This is a genomic window from Gemella parahaemolysans (assembly GCF_053758945.1).
Map to the genome: position 1 here is coordinate 339369 of NZ_JBSMTP010000001.1, position 24440 is coordinate 363808.

Genomic DNA, 24440 nt, shown 5'->3' on the forward strand with positions numbered 1-24440 from the left:
CTGAGATCTTATATTAATTTAATTTATCTAAATATGTCTGCAATATTAATACAGCAGCCATTTTATCAATAACATTTTTTCTTTTTTTTCTTGAAACATTAGCCTCAAGAAGTACTCTTTCTGCGCCCATCGTCGTTAAGCGCTCATCTTGTAAAATTATTTCAACATTCTTAATTTTCTTTTTCAATACTTCTACAAAATACAGTGTCGCTTCGCCTCTAAATCCTACAGAATTATCCATATTTTTTGGAAGACCAACCACTATTGTTCCTACATTATGCTCTTGAACTAATTCTTTAATCCTTTTAATTTTAAAATCTTTAACCTGCTCATTAATATTAATAGTTTCAATACCTTGGGCAGTAAAACCTAACAAATCACTAACGGCAACACCTATAGTTTTTGATCCGTAATCAAGCCCCATAATTCTTTTATCTAACATCTAAGACTCCTGTATAAAAAAGTATAATAAGTACTCTAGTATATCATCCATATCAATCAATCTTATTTGCTCTCTTGCGTGATTATCTCTAGGAATATATACTGGGTCAGCCGTTTTAATATATCCCATTAACTGATTAATAGGATCATATCCACGCTGTTTAATTGTTTCCACAACATTTTTTAAAATGTTGTGAATATCATTTTTATCATAAAAATTGCTATCAAATAATCTTGTTTCATCGAAATTTGTCATAATCTTTACCTCCGATTATACTAACTCTACTAAGATACCTACTGCATTTTCTCCTGTATGTGTCGAAATAATTGGCGTTGTAGTAAATATTTCATCTTCACTTACTTCATAACCAAATACTTCTTTTAATTCTGATTTGATTAAAGCTACATACTCATCAGCTAAAGCATTTGGCAAGCTGATACTTTTTATTGTTTTTCCTTGTTTCGCTTCTTCAATATGTTTAATTAAAGTTTGAACTAATTTTTTCTTACCACGAACTTTATCTAAGGCAACTAACTCAGTTTCTTTTAACTGCGTTAAAACTTTAATATTTAGTAAACCTCCAATTAAAGCTTGTGACTTACTTAGTCTACCACCTTTTACCAAATTGTCAAGTTTATCGATTGTAACATACGTTAAAATATTTTTAGCTTTCTCTCTTAAGTTCTCCGCAATTTCCTCCACAGATACATTTTCTTCGAGTTGTTTTAAACACTCTTTAAGTAAGAAAAACATACCTCGTGTTGTTGTCTTAGTATCAACAACATGTATCCCCTCAAATTCTGAACTTGCTGTAACCGCGGTATTATACGTACCACTTAAAGCAGAAGAAAGTGTTAAAACAATCACCTTATACCCTTCTTTCGTCCATTTTTCATAAGCTTCTAAAAACTTACCGATTGCCGGTTGACTAGTTGAATAAGATGTAGCTGTTCTCATTCTTTCAATATACTCATCATTACTTATTGTACGGTAATCATACTCATTTCCATCAATATTAATTGTTAGAGGAATTACATCCACATTATATTTCTCAATTTCATCAAAAGTTAAATCACTTGACGAATCAATAATTATCTTCACTTTTTCTAACATTTATTATTTCCTCTTTCTTTTATAATGTAAAAATACGAAATCAAACTCATTATATTCATCTTTGAAGAATTCTTCACGACTTATTAATTCCCACTCATTTTCATCAAATTCAGGAAATTTAGTATCAGCTTCTACAATTGTATTTACTTCTGTTATAAACATTTCATCACATTTATCGAAATATTTATTATAAATCATTCCTCCGCCAAAAATATATGCCTTTTCCGTTTTTATATTTTCTAGAATCGAATCATCAGTATATACTTCAATATTTGAATAGTGACTTAAAGAATTCTTATCACGAGTTAATACTCTATTTATCCTATTCGGTAGCGCTCTACCAATACTGTCCAATGTTTTACGGCCCATGATAATAGTCTGGTTAGTAGTTAATTCTTTAACTCTCAACATATCACTCTTTAAACGCCATGGAATCGTATTTTCTTGTCCTATAGATTTATTTTTATCATATGCAACTATTAGTGATAACATATTATCCCTCCTAAACTGCTATTGGTGCTTTAATAAACGGATGACTCTCGTAATTTACAATTTCTACGTCTTCTATTTTAAGATCAAAAATACTTTCAAAAGCATTTATTTTTAATTCCGGTAATGAATATGGTGTTCTAGACATTTGTTCTTTTACTTGTTCAAAGTGATTTTTGTAAATATGCGCATCACCTAAAGTATGCACAAATTCACCCACTTCAAGCCCACATTCCTTAGCAATCAAAATAGTAAGTAATGAATAAGAAGCAATATTAAATGGAACACCTAAAAACACATCACCGCTTCGTTGGTATAATTGACAACTTAATTTCCCATCATTCACATAAAATTGGAACAACGAGTGACAAGGAGGAAGTGCCATTGTATCGACTTCTGCTGGATTCCATGATGAAACGATTAAACGACGAGATGATGGATTACTCTTAATTTGTTCAACAACATTTTTTAATTGGTCGACACCATTAAAATCTCTCCATTGTTTACCGTAAACATTACCTAAATCACCGTATTTTTCTGAAAATTCATCATCTGTTAGAACTCGTTCTTTAAATATTGACATTTGCTCTTTATATTGTTTAGAAAACTCTTCATCAACTAGAGTTCTATGACCAAAATCTGTCATATCTGGCCCAGTATACTCATCACTTTCTATCCATTTTTTAAAGGCCCACTCATTCCAAATATTATTTTTATTTTCAAGTAAAAACTTAATATTAGTATCTCCTTTAATGAACCACAATAGTTCAGACCATACTAAATTGAAGTTTACTTTTTTTGTAGTCAATAATGGGAATCCCTCAGATAAATCAAACTTCATTTGGTATCCAAATATACTCTTTGTACCAACCCCTGTTCTATCTTCTTTTTCTATTCCGTTTTCTAAAATATGATTACATAATTTTAAATACTCTTTATCAGCCACTCTAATTCTCCATTACGCTTTATAGTTATGTTCTCTTAGGTATTTCATCAAATCTTTAATTTTCTCTAATGAACTTTTACCAAAATGATGCTCAATACCCTCTACTTCTTCATAAACTTTATCTTCGTCTACTCCTATTAGTCTTAGAAAATCTTCTAATAACTCATGTCTTGTTAAAGCATATTCACCCATTTTTTCTCCTTGCTCAGTTAGGGCAATACCTCTATATTTTTCATATACAATATAGCCTTCAACATCAAGTTTTTTCAACATTTTAGTTACAGTAGATGGATAAACGTCTAGTTTTTCTGCTATATCCGCACTTCGTGCATAGCCTTTATTTTTTACCAAAGAATAAATTACTTCAATATAATCTTCCATAGTCGGTGTGGCTTTTGCCATATTATATTCCTCCTTTATAAAATTTTAAATGGTGATTCCTCCACATTTGATTTAATAACTTCAATACCTTGCTTAGAAAGATAGTCTTTTAATAAATCTTTTACTAAACTTTCTGTAAAATGACCAATATCAATAATATTTTTTTTCATTTCTATAGCATCAAGTGCAGCATGATACCCTACATCACCTGTCAAGTAGATATCAACGTCTGGTAGTGAATATAGAAAGTCGGCCCCGCTTCCTCCTAATAATGCTACTGTTTTAATTTCTTTATCATTCCCAATAACAGTAGAAACACTATCCAATAAGAATTTTTCCTTAATATATACTATAAAATCTTCTACAGATAATGATGAAGATAATTTTCCTATTCTTCCTAGTCCAGCTTCTTTATCTAAATTATGTTCAAATAATACTCTAATATCATCCAAATCAAGTAATTTAGCCAAATAATCGTTAAGACCTAATTTCGCTGAATCCAAATTAGTGTGAAATGAAATTACTGAAATATCATTCTTTATTAAATCTCTAATAATATTAGACTTGAAATCATCTGTAAAATCCAATGATTTCAATGGTTTAAAAATAAGAGGATGATGAGAAACTATTAAATCTACATTATTTTCCACAGCTTCTTCTACTACTTTTGTAGTTACATCTAAACAAACTAAAATTTTATTAACATTACTATTATTATCACCTAACATTAAGCCAACATTGTCCCATTTTTCAGCAAGTTTAACATCTGCTAATACATTTAGTTGATTATATACATCTTTTACAGTGATCACAAATCCAACCTCCTTTAATTGTTATCACATTATTATAACACTTTATAAAAAATATTGCCATAACGAAACATAGTTTGTAATTAAAATAACATATTTATTTTCTTTAATAATTTTTTCATATCTATAAAAGTATAATCATATCCACCTACTAGACATTTTTACTATAATATATTATCATTGTTCATATAAAGAAATTAATAGGAGTTAATTATGCAAACTGTAGAAGGTTATTTAAATAAAGTTATTTTTCATAACAAAGAGAATAATTACTATATATTATCTATATTTTTAAATGATCAGTACGATTTTGTTGATGGGGATTATCTTAGTGTAGTTGGTACTTTTAATGATTTTGAATTTGTAGAAGATGATCTTTATTCGTTCAAAGGCGAAATAGTACAACACAGAAAATATGGAACTCAATTATCAGCAATTGTTGTAGAACCCGTTATCGAAAAAGATAAAGAAGCTATAGTGTCTTATCTATCAAGTTCTATATTTCAAGGTGTTGGGAGAAAAACAGCAGAATTAATCGTTGATACTTTAGGAGTAGATGCTTTAGATAAAATATATGAAGATAAAGATTCTCTATTTAAAATAAAAGGTATTCCTGAGCAACGAAAAGATACGATTTATGCTACTATTGTTGCAAATAAACAGACACAAGATATAATTCTTAAACTAAACGAGTACAATCTAAGTAATAATTTAATTCTAAAAATATATAACTTCTATAAACATAACACACTACGTACCATTACAGAAAATCCTTATTCATTAATTAAAGATATTAAAGGAATCAACTTTAAAACTGTAGATAAAATAGCTGAAACAAATGAAATAGCTGCAAATGATCGCGAAAGAATTCTATACGCCTTTATTTATACTATAAATTCATATTGTTTTTCAACAGGAAATACATATATTTCTAAAAACAACCTGCTTTACAATACGTTTAATATATTATACTCATCACGTAATATAGCAGTCTCAAAAGAAGATATATTAAACTCCTATACATATGCCTTAGACACTGGAAAATTAATAGAAATCGAAGACAGAGTATTTTTACCAGAAATATACTACTCTGAATATTCTATTTACAGCGATATAACTCAAAGATTAAAACAGGAAAATACAATTGAAATCAGTGATAGCTTGCTAGATAAGTATATAAATGAAGTTGAAGAGGAATTAGAAATTTCTTACGATATAGTACAAATAGCGGCGATAAAAAACTGTATACGTAATAATTTTGCTATTCTTACTGGAGGACCTGGTACCGGGAAAACCACTATAATACTAGCTGTAATTAAAATATTCCAAAAAATAAAAAATTACAGTGTTCATGATTTACTTGATGAATCTAGAAATATTCTTACTTTATGCGCTCCTACCGGTAAAGCTGCAAAAAGAATGTCAGAGAGTACCGGCTTTTATGCTTCAACAATTCATAAAGCTATTGGTTGGAGTACAGAAGATGAAAATATGGAAGAATTCGTTAGCGAGAAATTTATTAAATCAGAACTAGTTATAATAGATGAATCTAGTATGATTGATGTATTTTTAATGTACAATTTACTAAAAATCATTAACAAAGATGCTAAAATTATATTAGTTGGAGACAACGATCAGCTTCCTTCTATTGCTCCTGGTAATGTCCTTAATGATTTAATTAATTCAAAAGCAATTTCTACAGTAAAATTAAATAAAATTTTTAGACAAAGTGAACATTCGAGTATTATAAACATTTCACACTCAATAAAAAATAATATTCCATTTGATGTCTTGGAAAACTTCGATGATAAAGAATTTATCTCTGCAAACAAAAATGAAATGATAAATGTCATCTCAGCCATCTATGATGATTTAATAAAAGGTTCTGCTAAAGAAAATATTCAAATATTAGCTCCTATTTACAAAGGAACAAGTGGCATTAATGAGATAAATATGGCTATTCAATCAAGATTCAATGACAACGAAGAGCAAATAGAATATGGTGAATTAATCTATAAAGTTAATGATCGAGTAATGCAGTTAGTAAATAGACCTGAAGATAATATTTTTAATGGTGATATAGGATATATAGAGCAAATTTATAAAGAAGGAAATAAAGTAAAGATCGTAATAGACTATGATGGCAATTATGTAACATATGAAAAAACAGAGCTAAACCAAATTACCCTTTCTTATGCTTGCTCAATTCACAAGGCACAAGGCTCAGAATTTGAAAATGTTATAATTCCATTTATCGATAATTATAACTTTATGTTAAACAAAAACTTAACTTATACTGCAATAACACGAGCTAAGAAAAAATTGATACTTTGTGGTAGCTCAAATGTATTTTACAAGTCAATAGAACCAACAAATGTCGTAACTAGACAGACAGCACTGGAATGGTTCTTTACAACTGATAGAGACGCGGAAATGCAAAATCTTGAAATAAAAGAAGAAATAAATGGATATATATTGAATTTTCAAAATATCAATATAATCGATCCAATGATTGGTATGGACGATATAAAACCAACTGATTTTATTTAAAGCTATACTGATAAGCTCTTTATCGAATTCAATACATATAAAAAGTAACTAAGATCTAGGCGATATTTCCGCTTGGATCTTTCTTTATTTTAGAGCTTGAACTACTCTTATTTCATCAAAAAAGAATAATCTTTCAATTATTTAACTTTTATCTCTCACTCTTATAACGGATATTTTTTTATTTCAAAGACTCCGCCTCCTCCACTTGTTAAAGAGCTATTAACAAAAAAAATTCTAGGTCGTATACTACCACCTAGAATTCATCTCCTATTTTACTTTATGCCCCAAATTTGACAAAGAGTTTTAAATATAAAAATAGAGAAATGCTACACTGCTTAATATAGTGTAGCTTCCTCCTACTTCCTAAGCAATCAAATCCCACAAAAAACTAACGTCTTTTACACTTTTTATTAAATTAGGCTATTGATTCATGAATTTTCTCCATTCATCAACAGCCTATATATTTACTTATTATTAGTTAGTTTTTGGCAATTCAATAACATTCGCTGTTGAACCTTTTGTTAACATGTCATTTAGGTTATCATAACTAATTTCAATCATATTTGATAAAGCTTCGTCTGTGTTAGAACCAACGTGTGGCGTAACTAACACTTTCGGATATAGATCAACTAATTCTCTAACCACTTGATCTGATATTTCATCTCCGTTTTCAAAGTTTTTGAAGAAGAATTCTGCTTCATTAGCGAATACATCTGTTCCAAATCCATCAAGTTTACCAGATTTAATAGCTTCTAAAATAGCAGCATTATCTTGTAGTTCTCCACGAGCTGTATTAATTAAAATTGCCCCATCTTTCATTTTCGAGATAAATTCAGCATTTACCATCTTATCATTTTTCCCTGGGAAGTATGGTACATGTAAGCTAACAATATCACATTTTTCTAATAAATCATCCATCTCGACAAATTTAACTACATGTTTAGCTTCTTCACTTTGGAAAACATCAAATCCGTAAACATCAGCACCTAATCCTTTAAATAGTTTTGCTTCAGTTAAACCGATTTTCCCTGTTCCGATGATACCAACTTTGCAGTTTCGAATTTCTTTACTGAACATTGTTCCATCTACACGGAAGTCATATTTTGATGTTTTGTTCACCGTGTGAGCAACGTGTCTTAATAATGACATTGCTAGCGTTAAAGATAACTCTGCAATTGCATTTGGAGAGTATCCTGGAACACGAGCAACACTCATATTATAATCAGCTGCTGCTTGAAGATCGATGTGATTGAAACCTACTGTACGAGTAAATACATATTTAATTCCGTACTCATTCATTTTTTCAATATTAATTCTATCAGCAACACAATTACCACGTAAGATTACAGCATCCATACCCTCAGCTGTGTCAATATTATCATGATTTAATAATTCTTCTACAAGTTTTAATTCAAAATTATATTTATTTAATTTTTCAAAAAATGGTACTTCATTTGGTCTAACACCATAACATACAACTTTTAATGTCATTTTCATTTCCTTCTTTCTTTATTCATTTTTATTAAAAATTAGACGAGACTGCTTATCGGCAATCCCGTCTTTCTATTATTACCGATTATAATAATCTATCTTGTTATTAATGGAAAATTCCTAATGAACCGATAATTTGTACAATTACGATCCATACTGGAGTAAGAATAACTGCTCCTAATGTTCCAAGTAATGATGCATTTGATGCTAATACTGCATCTTTATCAAAGCTAATAGCATACGCTGCAGCTACTGTTGCTGGAGGTGTTGCCATCATAACAACAATTGTTCCTAGAGCTGTAAGATCAACTGGTAAAACGTGTGTCACAGCTAATACTGCTAAAATTACAATATTAATAGCTGGAATAACGATAAGTTTAACCGCTGTATAATACCAAGTTGGTTTATTTGATAATGCATCTTTAAACGATACCGAACCTAGTGTAGCACCTATAGCTAACCATGCTAATGGAGAAGCTAAGCTAGATAAGTATGTCAAGATTTGCTTAAACTGCGGTAATGTTTGATCTAATCGTAAAAATGCATATTCTTTAACAACTGTTTGCCCATCTTTTACAGTCGATACTGCTACTTGAGGTAAACTTCCTTGGAATAACCAAATGAATAAACCTAAGAATGTAGCGATAACAATTGGATTTAAGAACATTGTCTTAACATTTTTCATCGTCATTTTTAATCCACTCATTTTAATATATCCATAAGAATATAAGAAAATACGATATCCGATATTAAAGATAGATGCATAAAGTGTTCCTGTTGGACCATAAATAGCTGTTACTATTGGAATCCCAAAGAATGTAGTAGATCCAAAAATAGATAGGACACGCATTGTATCTTGTTGATCACCTTTAAATTTCATAAATAAAGGTTTACTTATAACAATTAAAACAATATATACTAAAATACCCCAAATTAGTACGTTAAGACCTTGTTTTAAACTCTTTTCATTTATGTCGACTAAGAATGAGTTAAACGCAAGAGCTGGTAATGACACCGTAAGCACTACTGAAGTAAGTACCTTTCCGATTGAATCATTAAAAACACCTTTTTTACGTAAAAAGTATCCTAATAAAATAATAGCTATACTCGAAATGATAGCGGTATTAATTTTTTGATTCATTAATGTTTTAGTAAAAACATCTAAAAAATTCATAACTATATAATCTCCTTTTTTAAAAATATAGTGTACTAATACACTTTTAAGACTTACTAAGTGTATCATTATATAATAATTTTTCCAATACACTGAAACTATTAAAACTTTTTAAATTAAAATAAAACACAACAGAAAATCTTTTATTTAACGCTTTCAATAGCAAAACAGATATAATAGACAATCAACATTTAATATATTAAAATTTATAAAAATACAATCAAATATATTTTTTTATGATTTAAGTAAATTTTAAAAATAACAAAAAAATTTTTTCATTCAAATCTGTACTTATAACAAACCTAATAAAATAACGCTATAAAGAACTAATAAAAACACATAAATTCTAGACAAAATATAATCTTATAAAGATATTAAAGTTACCTAATTTCACTGTACTGTTAAATAATAGAAAAACTTTCCAAAATGGAGCTTGATACTACTTTTGAAAAATAATAAGAAATAGAATTTCTAAAAAAGGAAGCGTAAGATATAGTTATAGAATGAAAACATTAAAACTTAAAAATTTGAGATTGATGAGAAAACCAGCTGTATTATCATTTGTAAGAACTATTAGAAAATACACCTCTGATAAAGAGAAAAACGAAAAAATTCAGATAATATAATAAATAGAGGTTTCTTCACCTCAGAATCATTCAAAAATATTATACAGAGTAAATGAATTAAAAGAAGCTATTATTTATTATATAAGGGATTATAATGAAGCAAGAATGAAATTGAACTTAGATAGATTAAGTTCTATAAACTATAAAAAATATAAAGAACAAATAAAAAAAGACCTTCACTCCTTTTACAGTTTTAAGTTTCTCCTATGTTAGTCAAGGACAAAGGTTACGCCTTTTTTTAAAATCCTTGACTAAATAGGGAAAAAATCTAAAACAACTGTAAGGAACAAAAGTCACTACATTACTAATTTTAATGTTTAAAATGCTAAACAAAAATTACTTAATATTTTGTCTAACCTTTTTTGGTACAATACCAAATAATACTCTTCTTATTTTCTTTTATAGTCTAGATTAACTATAAATACTACATTGCAGATAAATCACGAGCTATCTTATCAATATCATTAATAGATAAGAAAGCCGTATCTATTGCAGTACCTTTTTTACTTTCTACTGAAGTATTTACAGCAGCAATAACATTTTTTGTTAAAGCTTCTAAACGTGTTAATTTCTGTTTAACTTCTTCTAATTTTTCATATTCAATATTATTATTAGATAATGATTTTAATGTTAACATAGAAGTATTCACCTTCTCAGATACCTCTTTAAACTTCTCTACTTTATCTCCTAAAGAACGCCCTTTATCAAGATCAGTCTGAATAGTTCCTGCTAACTCATCAAATCTAATTAACTCTTTAGAAAATTCGTTTAATTTATTTTCCATATACTCTTTTGAATATTTATTATTAGTAATTTCATAGTTTTTATTACTGCTATCTTTAACACTAAATGCAACGGTATTATTATTCTTAGTAATAATAGCTATATTAAAATCTTTATTACTAAACTCATTTAAATTAATACCCTCGACATTAACTGATTTCCCATTAAAATTATTTAATTTTAATGATTTTAATAGTGTATCAAAACCTTCTTTAGTTATTACCTCATCATTTGTTGAAATAACTAATTTATTATATTTTTTATTAAATTCTGTTTTTTCTAGCTGGTTTATCGAAACTGAATTAGTAAGATTTTGTAATTGGTCAGTAGAAATATCTCCTTTAGAACTACAACCTTGCAAAATTAGCAAGGTTGTCAGTAATATTATCAGCTTTTTCATTACTTATTAGAATAATTCTGGTGCTGAGATAATGTTTAAGTTTTCGTCGATTTCAAATACTAATGGAGTACCAGTTGGTAAGTTAAGATCTAAGATTTGTTCATCTGAGATGTTTAATAAGTATTTGATTAACGCTCTTAAACTGTTACCGTGAGCAGAGATAAGTACGTTTTTACCAGCTTTAATTTGTTTAGAAATATCGCTTTCCCAGTATGGTAATACACGATCAATAGTAAGTTTTAAGCTTTCTCCTGTTGGGATTTCTCCTTCTGGAATTTCTTTATATCTATCGATGTTTCCTGGGTACATGTCACTAGATTTATCTAATGCAGGTGGAGCTACGTCAAAACTTCTTCTCCAAATGTGAACTTGTTCATCACCGTATTTTTCAGCTGTTTCAGCTTTGTTAAGTCCTTGTAAAGCTCCATAGTGTCTTTCATTTAATCTCCAGCTTTTGTGTACTGGAATCCATAATAAATCTAATTCTTCTAAGAATAGGTTTAAAGTTTTGATAGCACGTTTTTGGTATGAAGTGTAAGCTACATCAAAAGTAAGCCCTAATTCTTTAAGAGTTTGTCCACCTTTAATAGCTTCTTGTCTACCTTTATCAGTGATGTCTACATCAACCCATCCTGTAAATCTGTTTTCAAGATTCCATTGGCTTTCACCATGTCTAGTTAATACTAATTTCATTTAAGAAATCCTCCTAGTTTTGTTATTATAATTTTATTATACAATATTTTCTAGTATTAGTACATAGTTTTTATAACAATTTCATTAATGAAAACGCTATAATAACTTCGTTGTACTAAATTAGTCAACATCTATATTTTGCTGATATATATAAGATAAAAAAATAAGATTAGATCATAATTATAATTCACCTAATCTTATAGTAGTAAATAATATTTTTTTATCATAATAACTATATTGAAATCATAAAATAAATTAATACACTTTACGATTCAATTTTCCCCTTTTTACAATCTTCAATTTATTAGTTTCAAAAAATGTAAAAACCTTTGCCAATAATACAAGTATAATTATCCAATATATAAACATAAAATAAACCTTCTTTCTTTTTATACGTAAAACTTAATTTCTTATCGTACTTATATAATAACATACGGAAAACCGAAAATCAAGTAAAAAATTCATATTTCTTAACTTTTTTATAAAGTTACTTGATTTTATATACGGTTTACTTTATAATTTATATATAGACAAAATTAGATTGGAAAAATATTATGACTACAACATTTAGTATTAGATTTAAAAAGTGTTTAAAAGAAAAGAATATAAAACAAGCTGAACTTGCTCGTTGTACTAATATTACACCTTCATCTATAAGCGACTGGTCAAAAGGAAAATATACACCAAAAAGGGATAAACTTCTTATTATCGCTGAATTTTTATCAGTTAATCCAGATTGGCTTGTAGGTGATTGCGACACTATGGAAATCAACACTCCCGATAATAATACTTCCTCACCGCAAGATTTTTCGGATGACGTATCTAAACTGCCAATACTAGGTACAATTTGTGCAGGAGACGGTGTATATATAGAAGAAGAATATGATGAGCATATTTTCATAGATCAAGGAATGAGAGCCGATTTTGCACTGAGAGTAAAGGGAGATAGTATGATTGAAGCTGGTATTTTTGACGGTGATTTAGTATTTATCCGTCAACAAAGTTCAGTTAGAAATGGGAAAATTGCAGCTGTTCGCCTAACAGACTGGAACGAAGCTTCTTTAAAGAAAATATTCGTTAAAAATGACAATGTAATCCTTTATCCTTGTAATCCTGATTACGAACCTATCGTTACACGTAACGTTGAAATAATCGGAGAATGCGTTGGAGTATATAGAGAGCTATAATTTTTTTGATTTTAAACAGATTATCACGTGATAGAAAAACAGGAGTTACTTAGATACTTTTTCTAAGTAACTCCTGTTTTTCTATTTTCGTACTAAAAACGCCATTCTATCACGGCCATTTATATCTTTATAAACTTCAGCATGATATCCATTCATATCTGCTAATTTTACAATTTTATCTTTCTGATCATAACCTATTTCAAAAAAAATAACTCCATTGGCATTCAAGTAACTATTCGCTTGTTCAGTGATATTACGATAGAAGTACATCCCCTCTTCTTCAGCAAATAATGCTAAATGCGGATCATATTTCAATACATTATCCTCCATTGTAACTTCGTCCTTACGATCTATATAAGGAGGATTAGAAACAATAATATCAAATTTATCATCAATATTATTAAAAATATCCGATTGTATAAATCTAATATCAGCAGTATGAGTTTTCGCATTTTCTTTTGCAACTTCTAGAGCTTCTTTACTAATATCGCTAGCTACGACGTCAATCGAGAATTGAGATAATTCTTTCTTTAATGTGATAGCTATTATTCCGCTGCCTGTACAAAGATCTAGAATTCTTAAATTATTTTTCTTAGTTGTTTTTACATATTCTACTACTTTATAAATAAGCTCCTCTGTCTCCATCCTTGGTGAAAGAACATCTTTAGTAACTTTAAATTTTCTATCATAAAAATATTCAAAACCTACTAAATGACTTAATGGAACATCTTCTTTAATATGTTTTTCAATCAAAGAAAAATATTTTTCTTCTCTTTCTTTAGATAATTGCTCTGAAAGTTTATTCAAGAATAACTGTGAACTTTCATCTAGCATATACATTAGTAAAAATCTTGCTAAAGATTCTTCTTTTCCTTGTCTTCTTAAAAGAAGACAAGCTTTTGTTATAGCTTGCCTTCTGTTCATTATAGTTCTTCACCTTTATTAAGTTCTGCCATTTTTTCAGCTTGTTCAGCAATACGAAGTGCTTCTAGAACTTCATCAAGTTTACCTTCCATAATTTGGTCTAGTTTTTGAATAGTTAAACCAATTCTGTGATCAGTTACACGATTTTGAGGATAGTTATATGTTCTAATACGTTCAGAACGGTCACCAGTACCAACTTTAGATTTACGTTCAGCATCGAACTTAGCTTGCTCTTCTTGTTGATATTTATCATATACACGAGCACGTAAAACTTTCATAGCTTTCTCTTTATTCTTAATCTGAGAACGTTCATCCTGCATAGAAACTACTACTCCTGTAGGAATGTGAGTTAAACGTACAGCTGACATAGTTGTATTTACCGATTGACCTCCAGCACCACTAGATGCAAATGTATCAACACGGATATCATTTTCATTAATGTCAATCTCAATCTCTTCAGCTTCTGGTAGTACTACTACTGTTGCAGTTGAAGTGTGGATACGTCCACTTGATTCTGTTGTAGGAACACGTTGCACACGGTGTGCACCACTTTCGAATTTCATCTTAGAGTATACATCTTCCCCAGAAATAATAAAGATTGCTTCTTTAATACCACCGATTCCAGTTTCAGAACGTTCTAGTACATCTACTTTCCATCCTTGAGATTCAGCAAATCTAGTGTACATACGTAATAAATCACCTGCAAACAATTGTGCTTCATCTCCACCAGCTGCTCCACGAACCTCAACAACAACGTTTTTACCATCGTTAGGGTCTTTTGGTAATAATAGAATTTTTAATTCTTCTTCCATAGGTGCAAGAGTTGGTTCTAATTCTTTAATCTCCTCTTGCATCATTTCTTTCATTTCTTTATCTTCTTCAATTTCAAGAAGTTCTTTAGTATCTTTAATTTGTTGAACTATATCTTTATATTCTCTAAATACAGCTACTGTTTTTTCGATAGAGCGTTGTTCTTTAGAGTATTCCATAAGTTTTTTTGTATCACTTACGACATCTGGATCACTAAGTAATTCGTTTAACTTCTCATAACGCTCTTCAACTATCTCAAGTTGTCCAAAAATTTCCATTTCTTCCTCCTAATTTATCTTTTAATTTCATGACAATGACGACATCTAGCTTCATATGATTCACTCGCTCCAATAACTACAATTGGATCGTCATACTTCGCAGGTTCCCCATTAATTAATCTTTGACTTCGACTCGCTTCTTTTCCACATTTATTACATACAGCATGAAGTTTAGTTACCATTTCACTAATAGCCATAATCTCAGGCATAGGGTAAAATGGCTCAGCTTTGAAATCCATATCTAAACCTGCGACAATAACACGAACTCCATTATCAGCAAGTTTATTTATAACTTCAACAATCTTATCATCAAAAAACTGCACTTCATCAATTCCTATGATATCATATTTTTCATCATTTATATACTCATAAATCTGCTCTGCTTTATCAATATTTACAGATTCATAACTATTTCCATTATGTGTAGAGACCTTATTCTCTTCGTATCTATTATCTATAGACGGTTTGAATAGAAGTACTTTCTGTTTAGCGATTACTCCGCGTTTTATACGTCTTAGGAGTTCCTCTGATTTTCCAGAAAACATACTGCCACAAATACATTCTATCCATCCGAATTTTCTATTTTCTATCATTATTAATCCCCTCGGGCTTATATTATATAATTACTAATAGAATAAAAACAGACAATCCAATAAAGAAATGTCTGTTTTATTTTTCTTACTTGATACCGTATTTTTTGTTGAAACGTTCGATACGTCCATCTGCTTGAGCGAATCTTTGACGCCCTGTGTAGAATGGGTGTGTATCTGAAGAGATCTCAACTTTTAATAATGGGTATGTATTTCCGTCTTCCCACTCGATAGTTTCTTTAGATGGTTTAGTTGAACCACTTAAAAATTTGAAACCACTTGTAGTATCCATAAATACAACTTTACGGTAATCTGGGTGAATTCCTTCTCTCATTATTATCGTCTCCTTCTGCCCTGAACGCTTTTAATACGAACAGAGTTATTTTTCAGTGAGTTAATCACATACCTACTTATTATAAATAATATTCTAAAAAAAATCAAGTACTTTTACTAATATTTGTAAACTTTTTTTGTTGACACCCTTACTTATTTTTTAACAATTATATACAAAGATACACATTATTATATCATATTACAAAAAATAGGAATGGCTCAACAAAATCTTATTTCTCAGAAATCACGATTTTTGAGTCATTCCCAAATATTATTATTTACTTTTTAATTCTTCAGTTGCAACATCTTCTCCGAACCATTTATTAGAAATTTCTTGAAATTTACCATCTTTATACATTTCATAAAATACTTCATTAATCTTATTAACTAGTGTCATATCAGCTTTTCTTGCTCCAACCGCAAAAGCCTCACTATCAAAACCAGCATTTAAAATATCAAAGTCTTCTAATTTGTTTTGTTGTTTTAAATAATAGTTCGCATACACTCTATCTATTAATAATGCATCTATTCTATCATTTTCTAAGTCAATTAAAGCTTCATTGAAACTCTCGTACTGAGTAGCATCATTATTTTTTACAATATTTTTAAGTACTTCCGGATTCTCGTTAAAAGTGTCGTATCCTGAAGACCCATTTTGAGCACCAAGAACTTTATCCTTTAAATCAGTTACAGATCTAATATTTTTAGATTTCTTTACAACTACAACCTGTTCATTTACCATATACTGCTTAGTAAATTGTACAACAGCTTCTCTTTCCGTAGTTTTAGAATATCCATTCCAAATTAAATCAATATTCCCATTCTTTAATTCTGTTTCTTTAAGATCCCAGTTTATAGCTTGCCACTCTACTTTAATTCCGTACTTTTCAAATACTGAATTCGCTAAATCTATATCAAAACCTACATTTTTACCACTTTTATCTTGAAATCCCATTGGTACAAACGTGTTATCAAAACCAATAACGATTTTCTTATCATTTTGAAAATCGTTCCAATTATCTTTTTTGGGTTTATCTTTTCCTCCAGAAGCACAACCCGTAATTATCAAAACAATAATAACAAGTGTTAAAAAGAATTTTAATTTTCTCATTTAATCACCTCTTATTTCGGTTCTACTTTCAGAATGCTATCAGCAATATTTTCAGCAAACTGTAAATCATGGGTTACAATAATTTGTGTAATACCAAGCTCTCTATTCTTAAGTATTAACTTCTCTACTTCTAATCTTAACTCAGGATCTAATGCACTTGTCGGTTCATCATAACCTATGATTTTGGGTTCTATCATCATAGCACGTGCTAATGCAACACGCTGTTTTTGTCCACCAGATAAAGAAATTGGATAATTATTAATCTGTTTTTCTAAACCAAGTTTTTCTAACAATTTAATTGCTTTTTCCTCAGCATCACGTTTTTCCATGTCCATTGTTTTCATTGGAGATAAAACTAGATTTTCCAGAACCGTAAGATGTGGAAACAACTGGAAATCTTGGAATACAAAACCTAAAAGATTTCTTTTTTCCAATTCATCTATCGGAAGAGATTCACCATTATAAATAATTTCACCTGAATCTATTTTTTCAAGACCAGCTAGCATTCTTAACAACGTTGTTTTCCCACCACCTGATGGTCCAACTATTGCTAAAATCTTATTCTCTTCTACAGTTAAATTAAAATCTGAAAGTATTTGTCTATCTTTGAATTTTTTACTAATATTTTTTAATTCTAACATACATTACCTCCTATCATAATTATAACGTTTTTCTACTCTCTTAGATACAATTGTCACAATACCTATTAATATCAAATAAATTGCTCCTGCGATAAACATCGGTAACAAACTAGCATCTCTATTAGCAGCCGTTCTACTAGCTAATATTAGGTCACTAATTCCCAATGCATAAACTAATGATGTATCCTTAACAAGACTCATTATTTCATTAAATACACTTGGTAATACAATTTTTATTACTTGTGGCAAAATAACATATCTAATTGTCTGAAATTGTGTAAATTTCAATACTTTTGCTGCCTCATATTGGCCTTTTGGTATTGATTCAATACCTCCACGGAAAATTTCAGCAAAATAAGCTGCATAGTTCAATGTAAATGCAATTATAGCAGCAGGTAATCTGTCAAAACGTATTCCCACCGATGGTAGAACGTAGTAAATGAAAATCAATTGTAGTAACAACGGCGTTCCACGCATAATCCATATATAAATATTAATAAAGTAATTTAATAACTTAATATTAAATCGCATAATAAATGCTATTACAATACCTAACGGAATCGATAATACTAAAACAAGAAAAAACACTTCTAATGTTATAAGTGCACCATTCATCAGACTAGGTAATATTTCTATTAAATATTCCATATATCATCCTCCTATTCTTAGATTCTAACACCATTCTACAGCCATGTAGTTTGTTGTTGTTAAAATTTTATATTTAATTATAGCACAATTTTTATAAAACAAAAACCCCTTATTAACTAAGGGGCTAAATATATTATTTATTTAATTTTGAATCGTGGAATTTTTTCATAATTCCTTCTTTTGATAATAAACTTCTAACTGTGTCAGAAGGTTGAGCTCCATTACCTAACCATTTTAATGCTAACTCTTCATCGATTTTAACTTCTGCTGGTTCTTTAACAGCATTGTAAGTACCGATAGTTTCGATAGAACGTCCATCACGTGGAGATCTTGAATCAGCAACAACGATACGGTAGAAAGGTGATTTTTTAGCACCTAATCTTTTTAAACGGATTTTTACTGCCATGTTTGTACTCCTTATGTTTCAACTTTTTTATTAATTTTATGTGTGTGTGTTTATGAAGTGTTTTAATGAAAAAGTTGAATCTATAACGCTAAGTTTTCTAAGCTAGATACTATTCTAACATTAAAGTAAAAGTATGTCAATACTTTTCGGTGAAAAATGTCAACTTTTTTTGTTGACTCACCTAAACCTTATTATACCAGGTTTATTTTATCATGTAAAGATAAAATATTTATAAAAAAACACCACTTATACCTTAAGGATAATCAAAAAACAAGGTGACTCAACAAAATCTTGTTTCTTAAAAACAACGATTTTTGAGCCACCTCTCATCTCTATTTCAAATTTTAATCTTCTAATACTTTAGCAATTTCACTAAGTACTTGCTCTTTACCTATTTTAGTAACCGAAGAAAATGGAATAATCGCCATATTATTCGTTAGATCTAATTCTCGTTTTATAATTCCCGTATTTTTAGCCAATTCATTTTTTGATATCTTATCAATTTTTGTCATAACTATAACGAATGGAATTTCATAATAATTTAAAAATTCATTCATCTCAATATCATCTTGAGAAGGCTTATGTCTACTATCAATTAAATGTAATACAAATCCAAGGTTTTCACTATTAGTAAAATACTCAACTATCATATCATATAGTTTTTCTTTTTCAGGTTTTGATAATTTTGCATATCCATATCCCGGAACGTCAACTAGAACTACTTGATCATCTACATCAAAAAAGTTTAGTGTACGAGTTTTTCCTGGTTTAGAAGAAACACGAGCATAGTTTTTTCTTTCTAAAATTGTATTAATAAAAGATGATTTCCCAACGTTTGAACGACCACACATTGCAACTTCTGGTTTTTCATGTTCTGGATATTGTTTTTTTGATACCGCACTTATAAGTAAATCTACATTATGTGTATTTAACTTTTTCATTTTTATTCTCCAAATACTATTTTAAACACTTCTTGAATATTGTCTACTGTGTGAATAGTTAATTTTTCAAGAACTTCTTCAGGTATATCAATTAAATCTTTTTTATTCTTAGTTGGAATAATAATAGTATTAATATTCATTTTTTCAGAACTTAAGATTTTCTCTTTAACTCCTCCGATTGGTAATACTTTACCATGTAAAGTCATTTCTCCAGTCATTGCAATATTATTATCAACCGGCTTTTTAGTTAAAGCTGAATATACTGAAGTAGTAATCGTAATACCTGCTGACGGACCATCTTTAGGAACTGCTCCTTCTGGAACATGTAGATGTATATCAACTTCTGAGAAATTAACATCTTCAATTCCTAGTTTTTCTGCATTAGAACGTAAAAATGAAATAGCCATTTGAGCTGATTCTTTCATTACATCCCCTAGTTTACCAGTAAGGATAATTTTACCTGTACCTTTTGAGATACTCGTTTCAATCTCTAATGTATCTCCACCAACTACTGTATACGCTAATCCATTAACTAATCCAATCTCTGGTTTTACATTCTTGTCTTTTCCGCTGTATTTTTCAGGACCAGCAAAATCTTCTAGGTTATTAACTCCAACTTTAATTTTTTCCTCACCTTGAAGAACTTTCAAAGCAGCTTTTCTACAGATAGCTCCGAAAACGCGCTCTAAGTTCCTTACTCCTGCTTCATACGTATAACCATTAATTATTTTATTAATGGCTTGTTTACTGAAAGTAATTTGACCTTTTTTCAGACCATTCTCTTTAATTTGACGTGAAATTAAATATTTAGAAGCAATATTTTCTTTTTCTTTAATTGTATATGATTCTAATTCGATAACTTCCATTCTATCTCTAAGCGGTGCTGGAATTAAACTTAGGTTATTTGCTGTAGCAATAAATAGAACTTTTGATAAATCAAAAGGAATATCTAGATAGTGATCCACAAACTCGTTATTTTGTGCAGGATCAATTACTTCTAGCATCGCAGCTGCTGGATCCCCTTTAATATCAGATGCCATTTTATCAATTTCATCTAATAATATTACAGGATTCTTAGTTTTAATTTTTTTCAGCGACTGAATAACTTTACCTGGTAAGGCACCTAGATATGTTCTTCTATGTCCACGAATTTCAGCTTCATCATGAACCCCTCCTAGAGATATACGTACAAAACTTCTTCCCATAGAAGCGGCAATTGACTTAGCTAATGAACTCTTACCAACACCTGGAGGTCCTGATAAACATAATATTGGTGACTTCATATCATCACGTAACTTCTTAACAGCTAAGAACTCTAAAATTCTTTCTTTTATTTTCTCTAGACCATAGTGATCTTCATTAAGAATTTTTTCAGCATTTTTTATATCTATTTCATCTGCTGTTAGAGTATTCCAAGGTAAAGCTATTACTGTATCTAGATATGTTCTTATAATTGAGTGTTCTGGACTCATAACAGGTGTTTTTTCTAAACGATCTACTTCTTTTAATAATACCGCTTTATCTTCTTCAGATAATTCGATTTCATTGATCGCCTGACGAATTTTTTCAATATCATCATCTTCAGGTGAAATTTGTCTTAGTTCATCTTGAACTACTTTCATCTGTTCACGTAAAAAGTATTCTTTCTGTTGATTATCGATATTTGTACGAACTTTCTCATCAATCTCACGTTTAAAACTATTACCAACTAAGAATGCTTCTAGACTTTTATTTAAGAATATTGCTTTTTTCTCTAAATCTAGTAAAAATAATACTCTTTGTTTTAGCATTTTATCAATTGGGAAAAATTTAATATTTTTATTAATGAATTTTTCTAAATCGTCAGTTTTATAGAAATCTATATCAAAGTTTTCTCTTTTTAAATAACTCTCAAATTTTGTCTTAATGCTATTTAATAACCCTTCTTTATCAAATCCATTATCTACGACTTCTCTTATATTGATATCTAAGTGTTCTACAAGATTATTGTTATAAACCCCACTTTTGACCTCAGCTATACCATAGCAGTGATATTCATACTTTTTATTTTTTTTATCAATTGTAAGTTGACCATATGTCCCAAAGAAAACATTGAACCCATTACTATCAAATACATCCTCTTCAGAAAATGAATCATCATAACTATCAATTGGTTTTCTCTTATATGTTACAAAAACTGGAATTTTATCTTTTTTTACAGTTTTTATTGTTTTTAAAAATTTTTTGTCCGTTACATCTATTGTATAAGTATTAGACGGAAAGAATAAATCTCTATTCTCTAATAAATAATATTTTGTCAAAACGAACTCCTCTCTAACCTATTTATTTTAAAATTGGTTTTGTTTTATTAATTAGATTATCACGTGTTACCGTGCAAGTTTTAATATCTTTTTTACTTGGAATTTCAAACATTACATCTAAAAGCAACTCTTCGATAATAGAACGTAATCCACGAGCTCCTGTTTTTCTCTTAATCGATTCTTTAGCAATTTCTTCTAGCGCTTCTTTTTCAAATACTAGTTTTACTCCATCAAGTTCAAATAGATATTCATATTGTTTAACTACTGAATTTTTAGGCTCAGTTAATACTTTAACTAAATCCTTTTCATCCAACTCTTCAAGATAACAAACAACAGGAATACGACCTATAAATTCTGGAATCATACCAAATTTAACTAAATCTTCATGTTTAACTTTAGAAATAATATCCTCATTATCATTTAACTCATCGCTCTTAGAAAAACCAATCACTTTTTCCCCAAGACGACGTTTAATAATTTCTTCTATGCCAGAGAACGCACCACCAATAATAAACAGTATGTTCTTAGTATTGATTTTTATCATTTCTTCTCCTGGGTGTTTTCTTCCTCCTTGCGGCGGAACACTAGCAACAGTCCCTTCTAAAATTTTAAGAAGAGCTTGTTGAACTCCTTCCCCAGAAACATCACGAGTTATTGAAACATTCTCACCTTTTTTAGCGATTTTATCAATTTCATCTATATAGATAATACCTTTTTCTGCTCTTTCTATATCATAATTAGCACTTTGAATAAGTCGCAGAAGAATATTTTCAACATCTTCACCTACATATCCTGCTTCTGTTAATGTAGTTGCATCAGAAATCGCAAAAGGTACATCAAGCATCTTCGCTAATGTTTGAGCTATTAATGTTTTCCCTGATCCTGTGCTACCTATTAAAGCAATATTACTTTTTTGTAATTCAATATCATTGTTCTCTTTAGCTATAATTCTTTTATAATGATTATAAACAGCTACAGCTACAGATTTTTTAGCTTTATCTTGACTAATTACATATTCATTCAAATGTTCCATTATTTTCTGAGGTTCTAATAACTTAAATACTGGTTTATTTTTCGCATTTCTATAGTCAATTTCTTCTTCGATTATATCTGAGCATAAATCAACGCACTCATCACATATAAATACGTCATTCCCAGCAATCATTTTAAAAACTTCGTTAGTATTTTTTCCACAAAATGAACATCTTACTTCATCTTTATTTTTAACCATAATTACACCTCACATTATTGAACTTTTCTTATATCTTATTATCTTTTTATTATCAAACCGATATAAAGCCCAAAAAGATACACATTATTATAACATATTCTAACTATATTTACTAGCAAATAGTACTATAAAATAATTAATACAACCATCATTCAACAACCATATTCTAACTAAAATTAACCTATTATAAAATAAAAAATAAGATATAAAATTTAAAGCTTAAAATTTTATATCTTATTCAATTTCTATTTATTTTTTCGCTATTTTTCTAAACATTTTTAAATATAATCCCATATACACTAAAAGTCCTAAAACAGCAAAGAAAACTGTAGCAATAATACTACCTTCTATTCCATAACTTCCTCCAGTTAGTATTTGCTTATCACTAATTGCCTCAACAGTAAATATTGTATCGGATACTTTAATCCCACTTATATTAAATCCAAATACTACACCAGATATACAATTCCAGAAAGCATGAAAAATTGCAATAACTAAAATATTATCAAAATACCAATATAATAATGACATTACAATTGATATTAAAAATATATTTATTAAATCTAATTTCGATGCACTTGGATTAGACATACGAAATACTAAGTAAAAAATCGAACTTAATATAATAGCAATCCATTTTCCTTTTTTCGCTGCTAATCTAGTCATTAAATACCCTCTAAAAACAATCTCTTCTAGGAATCCTTGGATTAAAACTAATATAATAAGAATAATTATTGTACCTATCTTTAAATCCTTTGTTAATGTTAGAGATACGCTATTTGACATCAATAAAATAGCTACTACTCCTACAACACTAAATATAGCTAATCCTGATCCTACTTTAATAGCTTCTAAAATATTTTCTTTACTAAAACCAAAATATTCAAACGTTGTTTTTTCAAAATACTTAACAAAAAATAATAAAATAACCGCTGAAAATATATACGAACATAAAACAAATATAATATTATAACCAACTATATTTTTAAAGACATATTCAAATAGTATTCCTTGTAAAAATGAATATACAATAATCAGTAAGAATATCGGGGTAAAATTCATTACACCTTTGTTTTTTAATAAATCTACACTTTTCATTCAAATTCTCCTACTTTAATCAGATATTACTATCCTAACACAAAT

The 24440-nt window shown here is 29.1% G+C and carries 26 protein-coding genes; 3 read left to right on the forward strand and 23 right to left on the reverse strand.

Annotation, left to right across the window (positions count from 1 at the left end; genetic code table 11):
• Positions 1-13: 13 nt before the first annotated feature.
• The 7 genes from ruvX to ACWOBP_RS01570 are packed head-to-tail and all read right to left on the reverse strand — an operon-like array spanning position 14 to position 4183.
• Entirely contained in the window at positions 14-442 is a 429-nt protein-coding gene (gene ruvX, locus ACWOBP_RS01540; RefSeq protein WP_003145599.1) for a Holliday junction resolvase RuvX, read from the reverse strand.
• Positions 443-697, reverse strand: coding sequence for an IreB family regulatory phosphoprotein (locus ACWOBP_RS01545; protein WP_003146016.1), 255 nt, complete (start codon positions 695-697; stop codon positions 443-445).
• 15 nt (positions 698-712) lie between these two features.
• Positions 713-1555 carry a DegV family protein gene (locus ACWOBP_RS01550; protein WP_455337160.1) on the reverse strand — a complete coding sequence of 281 codons (843 nt, stop codon included), beginning with the start codon at positions 1553-1555 and terminating at the stop codon, positions 713-715.
• 3 nt (positions 1556-1558) lie between these two features.
• Positions 1559-2047: a dihydrofolate reductase gene (locus ACWOBP_RS01555; RefSeq protein ID WP_455337161.1), complete on the reverse strand. Its 489-nt coding sequence runs from the start codon at positions 2045-2047 to the stop codon at positions 1559-1561.
• Positions 2048-2057: 10 nt separating this feature from the next.
• A complete protein-coding gene (locus ACWOBP_RS01560) occupies positions 2058-2990 on the reverse strand; it encodes a thymidylate synthase (RefSeq protein WP_455337162.1) in 933 nt (310 codons plus the stop codon).
• Positions 2991-3002: 12 nt separating this feature from the next.
• Positions 3003-3392 carry a transcriptional regulator MntR gene (gene mntR, locus ACWOBP_RS01565; RefSeq protein WP_003145030.1) on the reverse strand — a complete coding sequence of 130 codons (390 nt, stop codon included), beginning with the start codon at positions 3390-3392 and terminating at the stop codon, positions 3003-3005.
• 14 nt (positions 3393-3406) lie between these two features.
• Entirely contained in the window at positions 3407-4183 is a 777-nt protein-coding gene (locus ACWOBP_RS01570) for a Nif3-like dinuclear metal center hexameric protein (RefSeq protein WP_455337163.1), read from the reverse strand.
• A 210-nt stretch (positions 4184-4393) separates the two neighbouring features.
• On the opposite strand from ACWOBP_RS01570, the gene recD2 reads away from it, so the two are divergent.
• The gene (gene recD2 / locus ACWOBP_RS01575) at positions 4394-6730 is read left to right on the forward strand and encodes an SF1B family DNA helicase RecD2 (RefSeq protein WP_455337164.1); all 2337 of its coding nucleotides are present in this window, start codon (positions 4394-4396) and stop codon (positions 6728-6730) included.
• Positions 6731-7204: 474 nt separating this feature from the next.
• On the opposite strand, the gene ACWOBP_RS01580 is transcribed toward recD2, so the two are convergent.
• On the reverse strand, positions 7205-8221 hold the full coding sequence (locus tag ACWOBP_RS01580; RefSeq protein ID WP_455337165.1) for a 2-hydroxyacid dehydrogenase: 1017 nt from the start codon (positions 8219-8221) through the stop codon (positions 7205-7207).
• Between the two features lie 106 nt (positions 8222-8327).
• On the reverse strand, positions 8328-9395 hold the full coding sequence (locus ACWOBP_RS01585; RefSeq protein ID WP_455337166.1) for an AEC family transporter: 1068 nt from the start codon (positions 9393-9395) through the stop codon (positions 8328-8330).
• 662 nt (positions 9396-10057) lie between these two features.
• Between ACWOBP_RS01585 and ACWOBP_RS01590 the strand changes: the two genes are divergently transcribed.
• Positions 10058-10234 (forward strand): IS3 family transposase, encoded by a 177-nt coding sequence (locus ACWOBP_RS01590; RefSeq protein WP_455337209.1) that lies wholly within the window; start codon positions 10058-10060, stop codon positions 10232-10234.
• Between the two features lie 211 nt (positions 10235-10445).
• On the opposite strand, the gene ACWOBP_RS01595 is transcribed toward ACWOBP_RS01590, so the two are convergent.
• Complete coding sequence (locus tag ACWOBP_RS01595; protein ID WP_455337167.1) at positions 10446-11204, reverse strand: hypothetical protein; 759 nt, start codon at positions 11202-11204, stop codon at positions 10446-10448.
• A gap of 6 nt (positions 11205-11210) precedes the next feature.
• Complete coding sequence (gene gpmA, locus ACWOBP_RS01600; protein ID WP_060914713.1) at positions 11211-11897, reverse strand: 2,3-diphosphoglycerate-dependent phosphoglycerate mutase; 687 nt, start codon at positions 11895-11897, stop codon at positions 11211-11213.
• A gap of 554 nt (positions 11898-12451) precedes the next feature.
• Here gpmA and ACWOBP_RS01605 point away from each other — a divergent pair.
• On the forward strand, positions 12452-13084 hold the full coding sequence (locus ACWOBP_RS01605) for a LexA family protein (protein ID WP_455337168.1): 633 nt from the start codon (positions 12452-12454) through the stop codon (positions 13082-13084).
• An 81-nt stretch (positions 13085-13165) separates the two neighbouring features.
• Here the strand turns inward: ACWOBP_RS01605 and prmC are convergent, their stop codons facing one another.
• The 12 genes from prmC to ACWOBP_RS01665 form a co-directional block, all read right to left on the reverse strand.
• Positions 13166-14008: a peptide chain release factor N(5)-glutamine methyltransferase gene (prmC, locus tag ACWOBP_RS01610; RefSeq protein WP_455337169.1), complete on the reverse strand. Its 843-nt coding sequence runs from the start codon at positions 14006-14008 to the stop codon at positions 13166-13168.
• A complete protein-coding gene (gene prfA, locus ACWOBP_RS01615; protein WP_003145535.1) occupies positions 14008-15096 on the reverse strand; it encodes a peptide chain release factor 1 in 1089 nt (362 codons plus the stop codon). The genes prmC and prfA overlap by 1 nt, the downstream gene beginning before the upstream one ends.
• Positions 15097-15110: 14 nt before the next feature.
• Positions 15111-15689: a thymidine kinase gene (locus ACWOBP_RS01620; RefSeq protein WP_455337170.1), complete on the reverse strand. Its 579-nt coding sequence runs from the start codon at positions 15687-15689 to the stop codon at positions 15111-15113.
• A gap of 85 nt (positions 15690-15774) precedes the next feature.
• Positions 15775-16020 (reverse strand): type B 50S ribosomal protein L31, encoded by a 246-nt coding sequence (locus ACWOBP_RS01625; RefSeq protein ID WP_003145327.1) that lies wholly within the window; start codon positions 16018-16020, stop codon positions 15775-15777.
• A gap of 273 nt (positions 16021-16293) precedes the next feature.
• Positions 16294-17130 carry an amino acid ABC transporter substrate-binding protein gene (locus tag ACWOBP_RS01630; protein WP_455337171.1) on the reverse strand — a complete coding sequence of 279 codons (837 nt, stop codon included), beginning with the start codon at positions 17128-17130 and terminating at the stop codon, positions 16294-16296.
• A gap of 11 nt (positions 17131-17141) precedes the next feature.
• Entirely contained in the window at positions 17142-17771 is a 630-nt protein-coding gene (locus ACWOBP_RS01635) for an amino acid ABC transporter ATP-binding protein (protein ID WP_455337172.1), read from the reverse strand.
• 3 nt (positions 17772-17774) lie between these two features.
• Complete coding sequence (locus ACWOBP_RS01640) at positions 17775-18419, reverse strand: amino acid ABC transporter permease (protein WP_455337173.1); 645 nt, start codon at positions 18417-18419, stop codon at positions 17775-17777.
• Between the two features lie 133 nt (positions 18420-18552).
• The gene (gene rpsP / locus ACWOBP_RS01645) at positions 18553-18825 is read right to left on the reverse strand and encodes a 30S ribosomal protein S16 (protein ID WP_003145074.1); all 273 of its coding nucleotides are present in this window, start codon (positions 18823-18825) and stop codon (positions 18553-18555) included.
• A 344-nt stretch (positions 18826-19169) separates the two neighbouring features.
• Complete coding sequence (gene yihA, locus ACWOBP_RS01650) at positions 19170-19766, reverse strand: ribosome biogenesis GTP-binding protein YihA/YsxC (protein ID WP_455337174.1); 597 nt, start codon at positions 19764-19766, stop codon at positions 19170-19172.
• A gap of 2 nt (positions 19767-19768) precedes the next feature.
• Positions 19769-22066, reverse strand: coding sequence for an endopeptidase La (gene lon, locus ACWOBP_RS01655; protein ID WP_455337175.1), 2298 nt, complete (start codon positions 22064-22066; stop codon positions 19769-19771).
• A gap of 22 nt (positions 22067-22088) precedes the next feature.
• Positions 22089-23297: an ATP-dependent Clp protease ATP-binding subunit ClpX gene (gene clpX, locus ACWOBP_RS01660; RefSeq protein WP_455337176.1), complete on the reverse strand. Its 1209-nt coding sequence runs from the start codon at positions 23295-23297 to the stop codon at positions 22089-22091.
• Positions 23298-23546: 249 nt separating this feature from the next.
• Complete coding sequence (locus tag ACWOBP_RS01665) at positions 23547-24395, reverse strand: CPBP family intramembrane glutamic endopeptidase (RefSeq protein ID WP_455337177.1); 849 nt, start codon at positions 24393-24395, stop codon at positions 23547-23549.
• Positions 24396-24440: the final 45 nt, after the last annotated feature.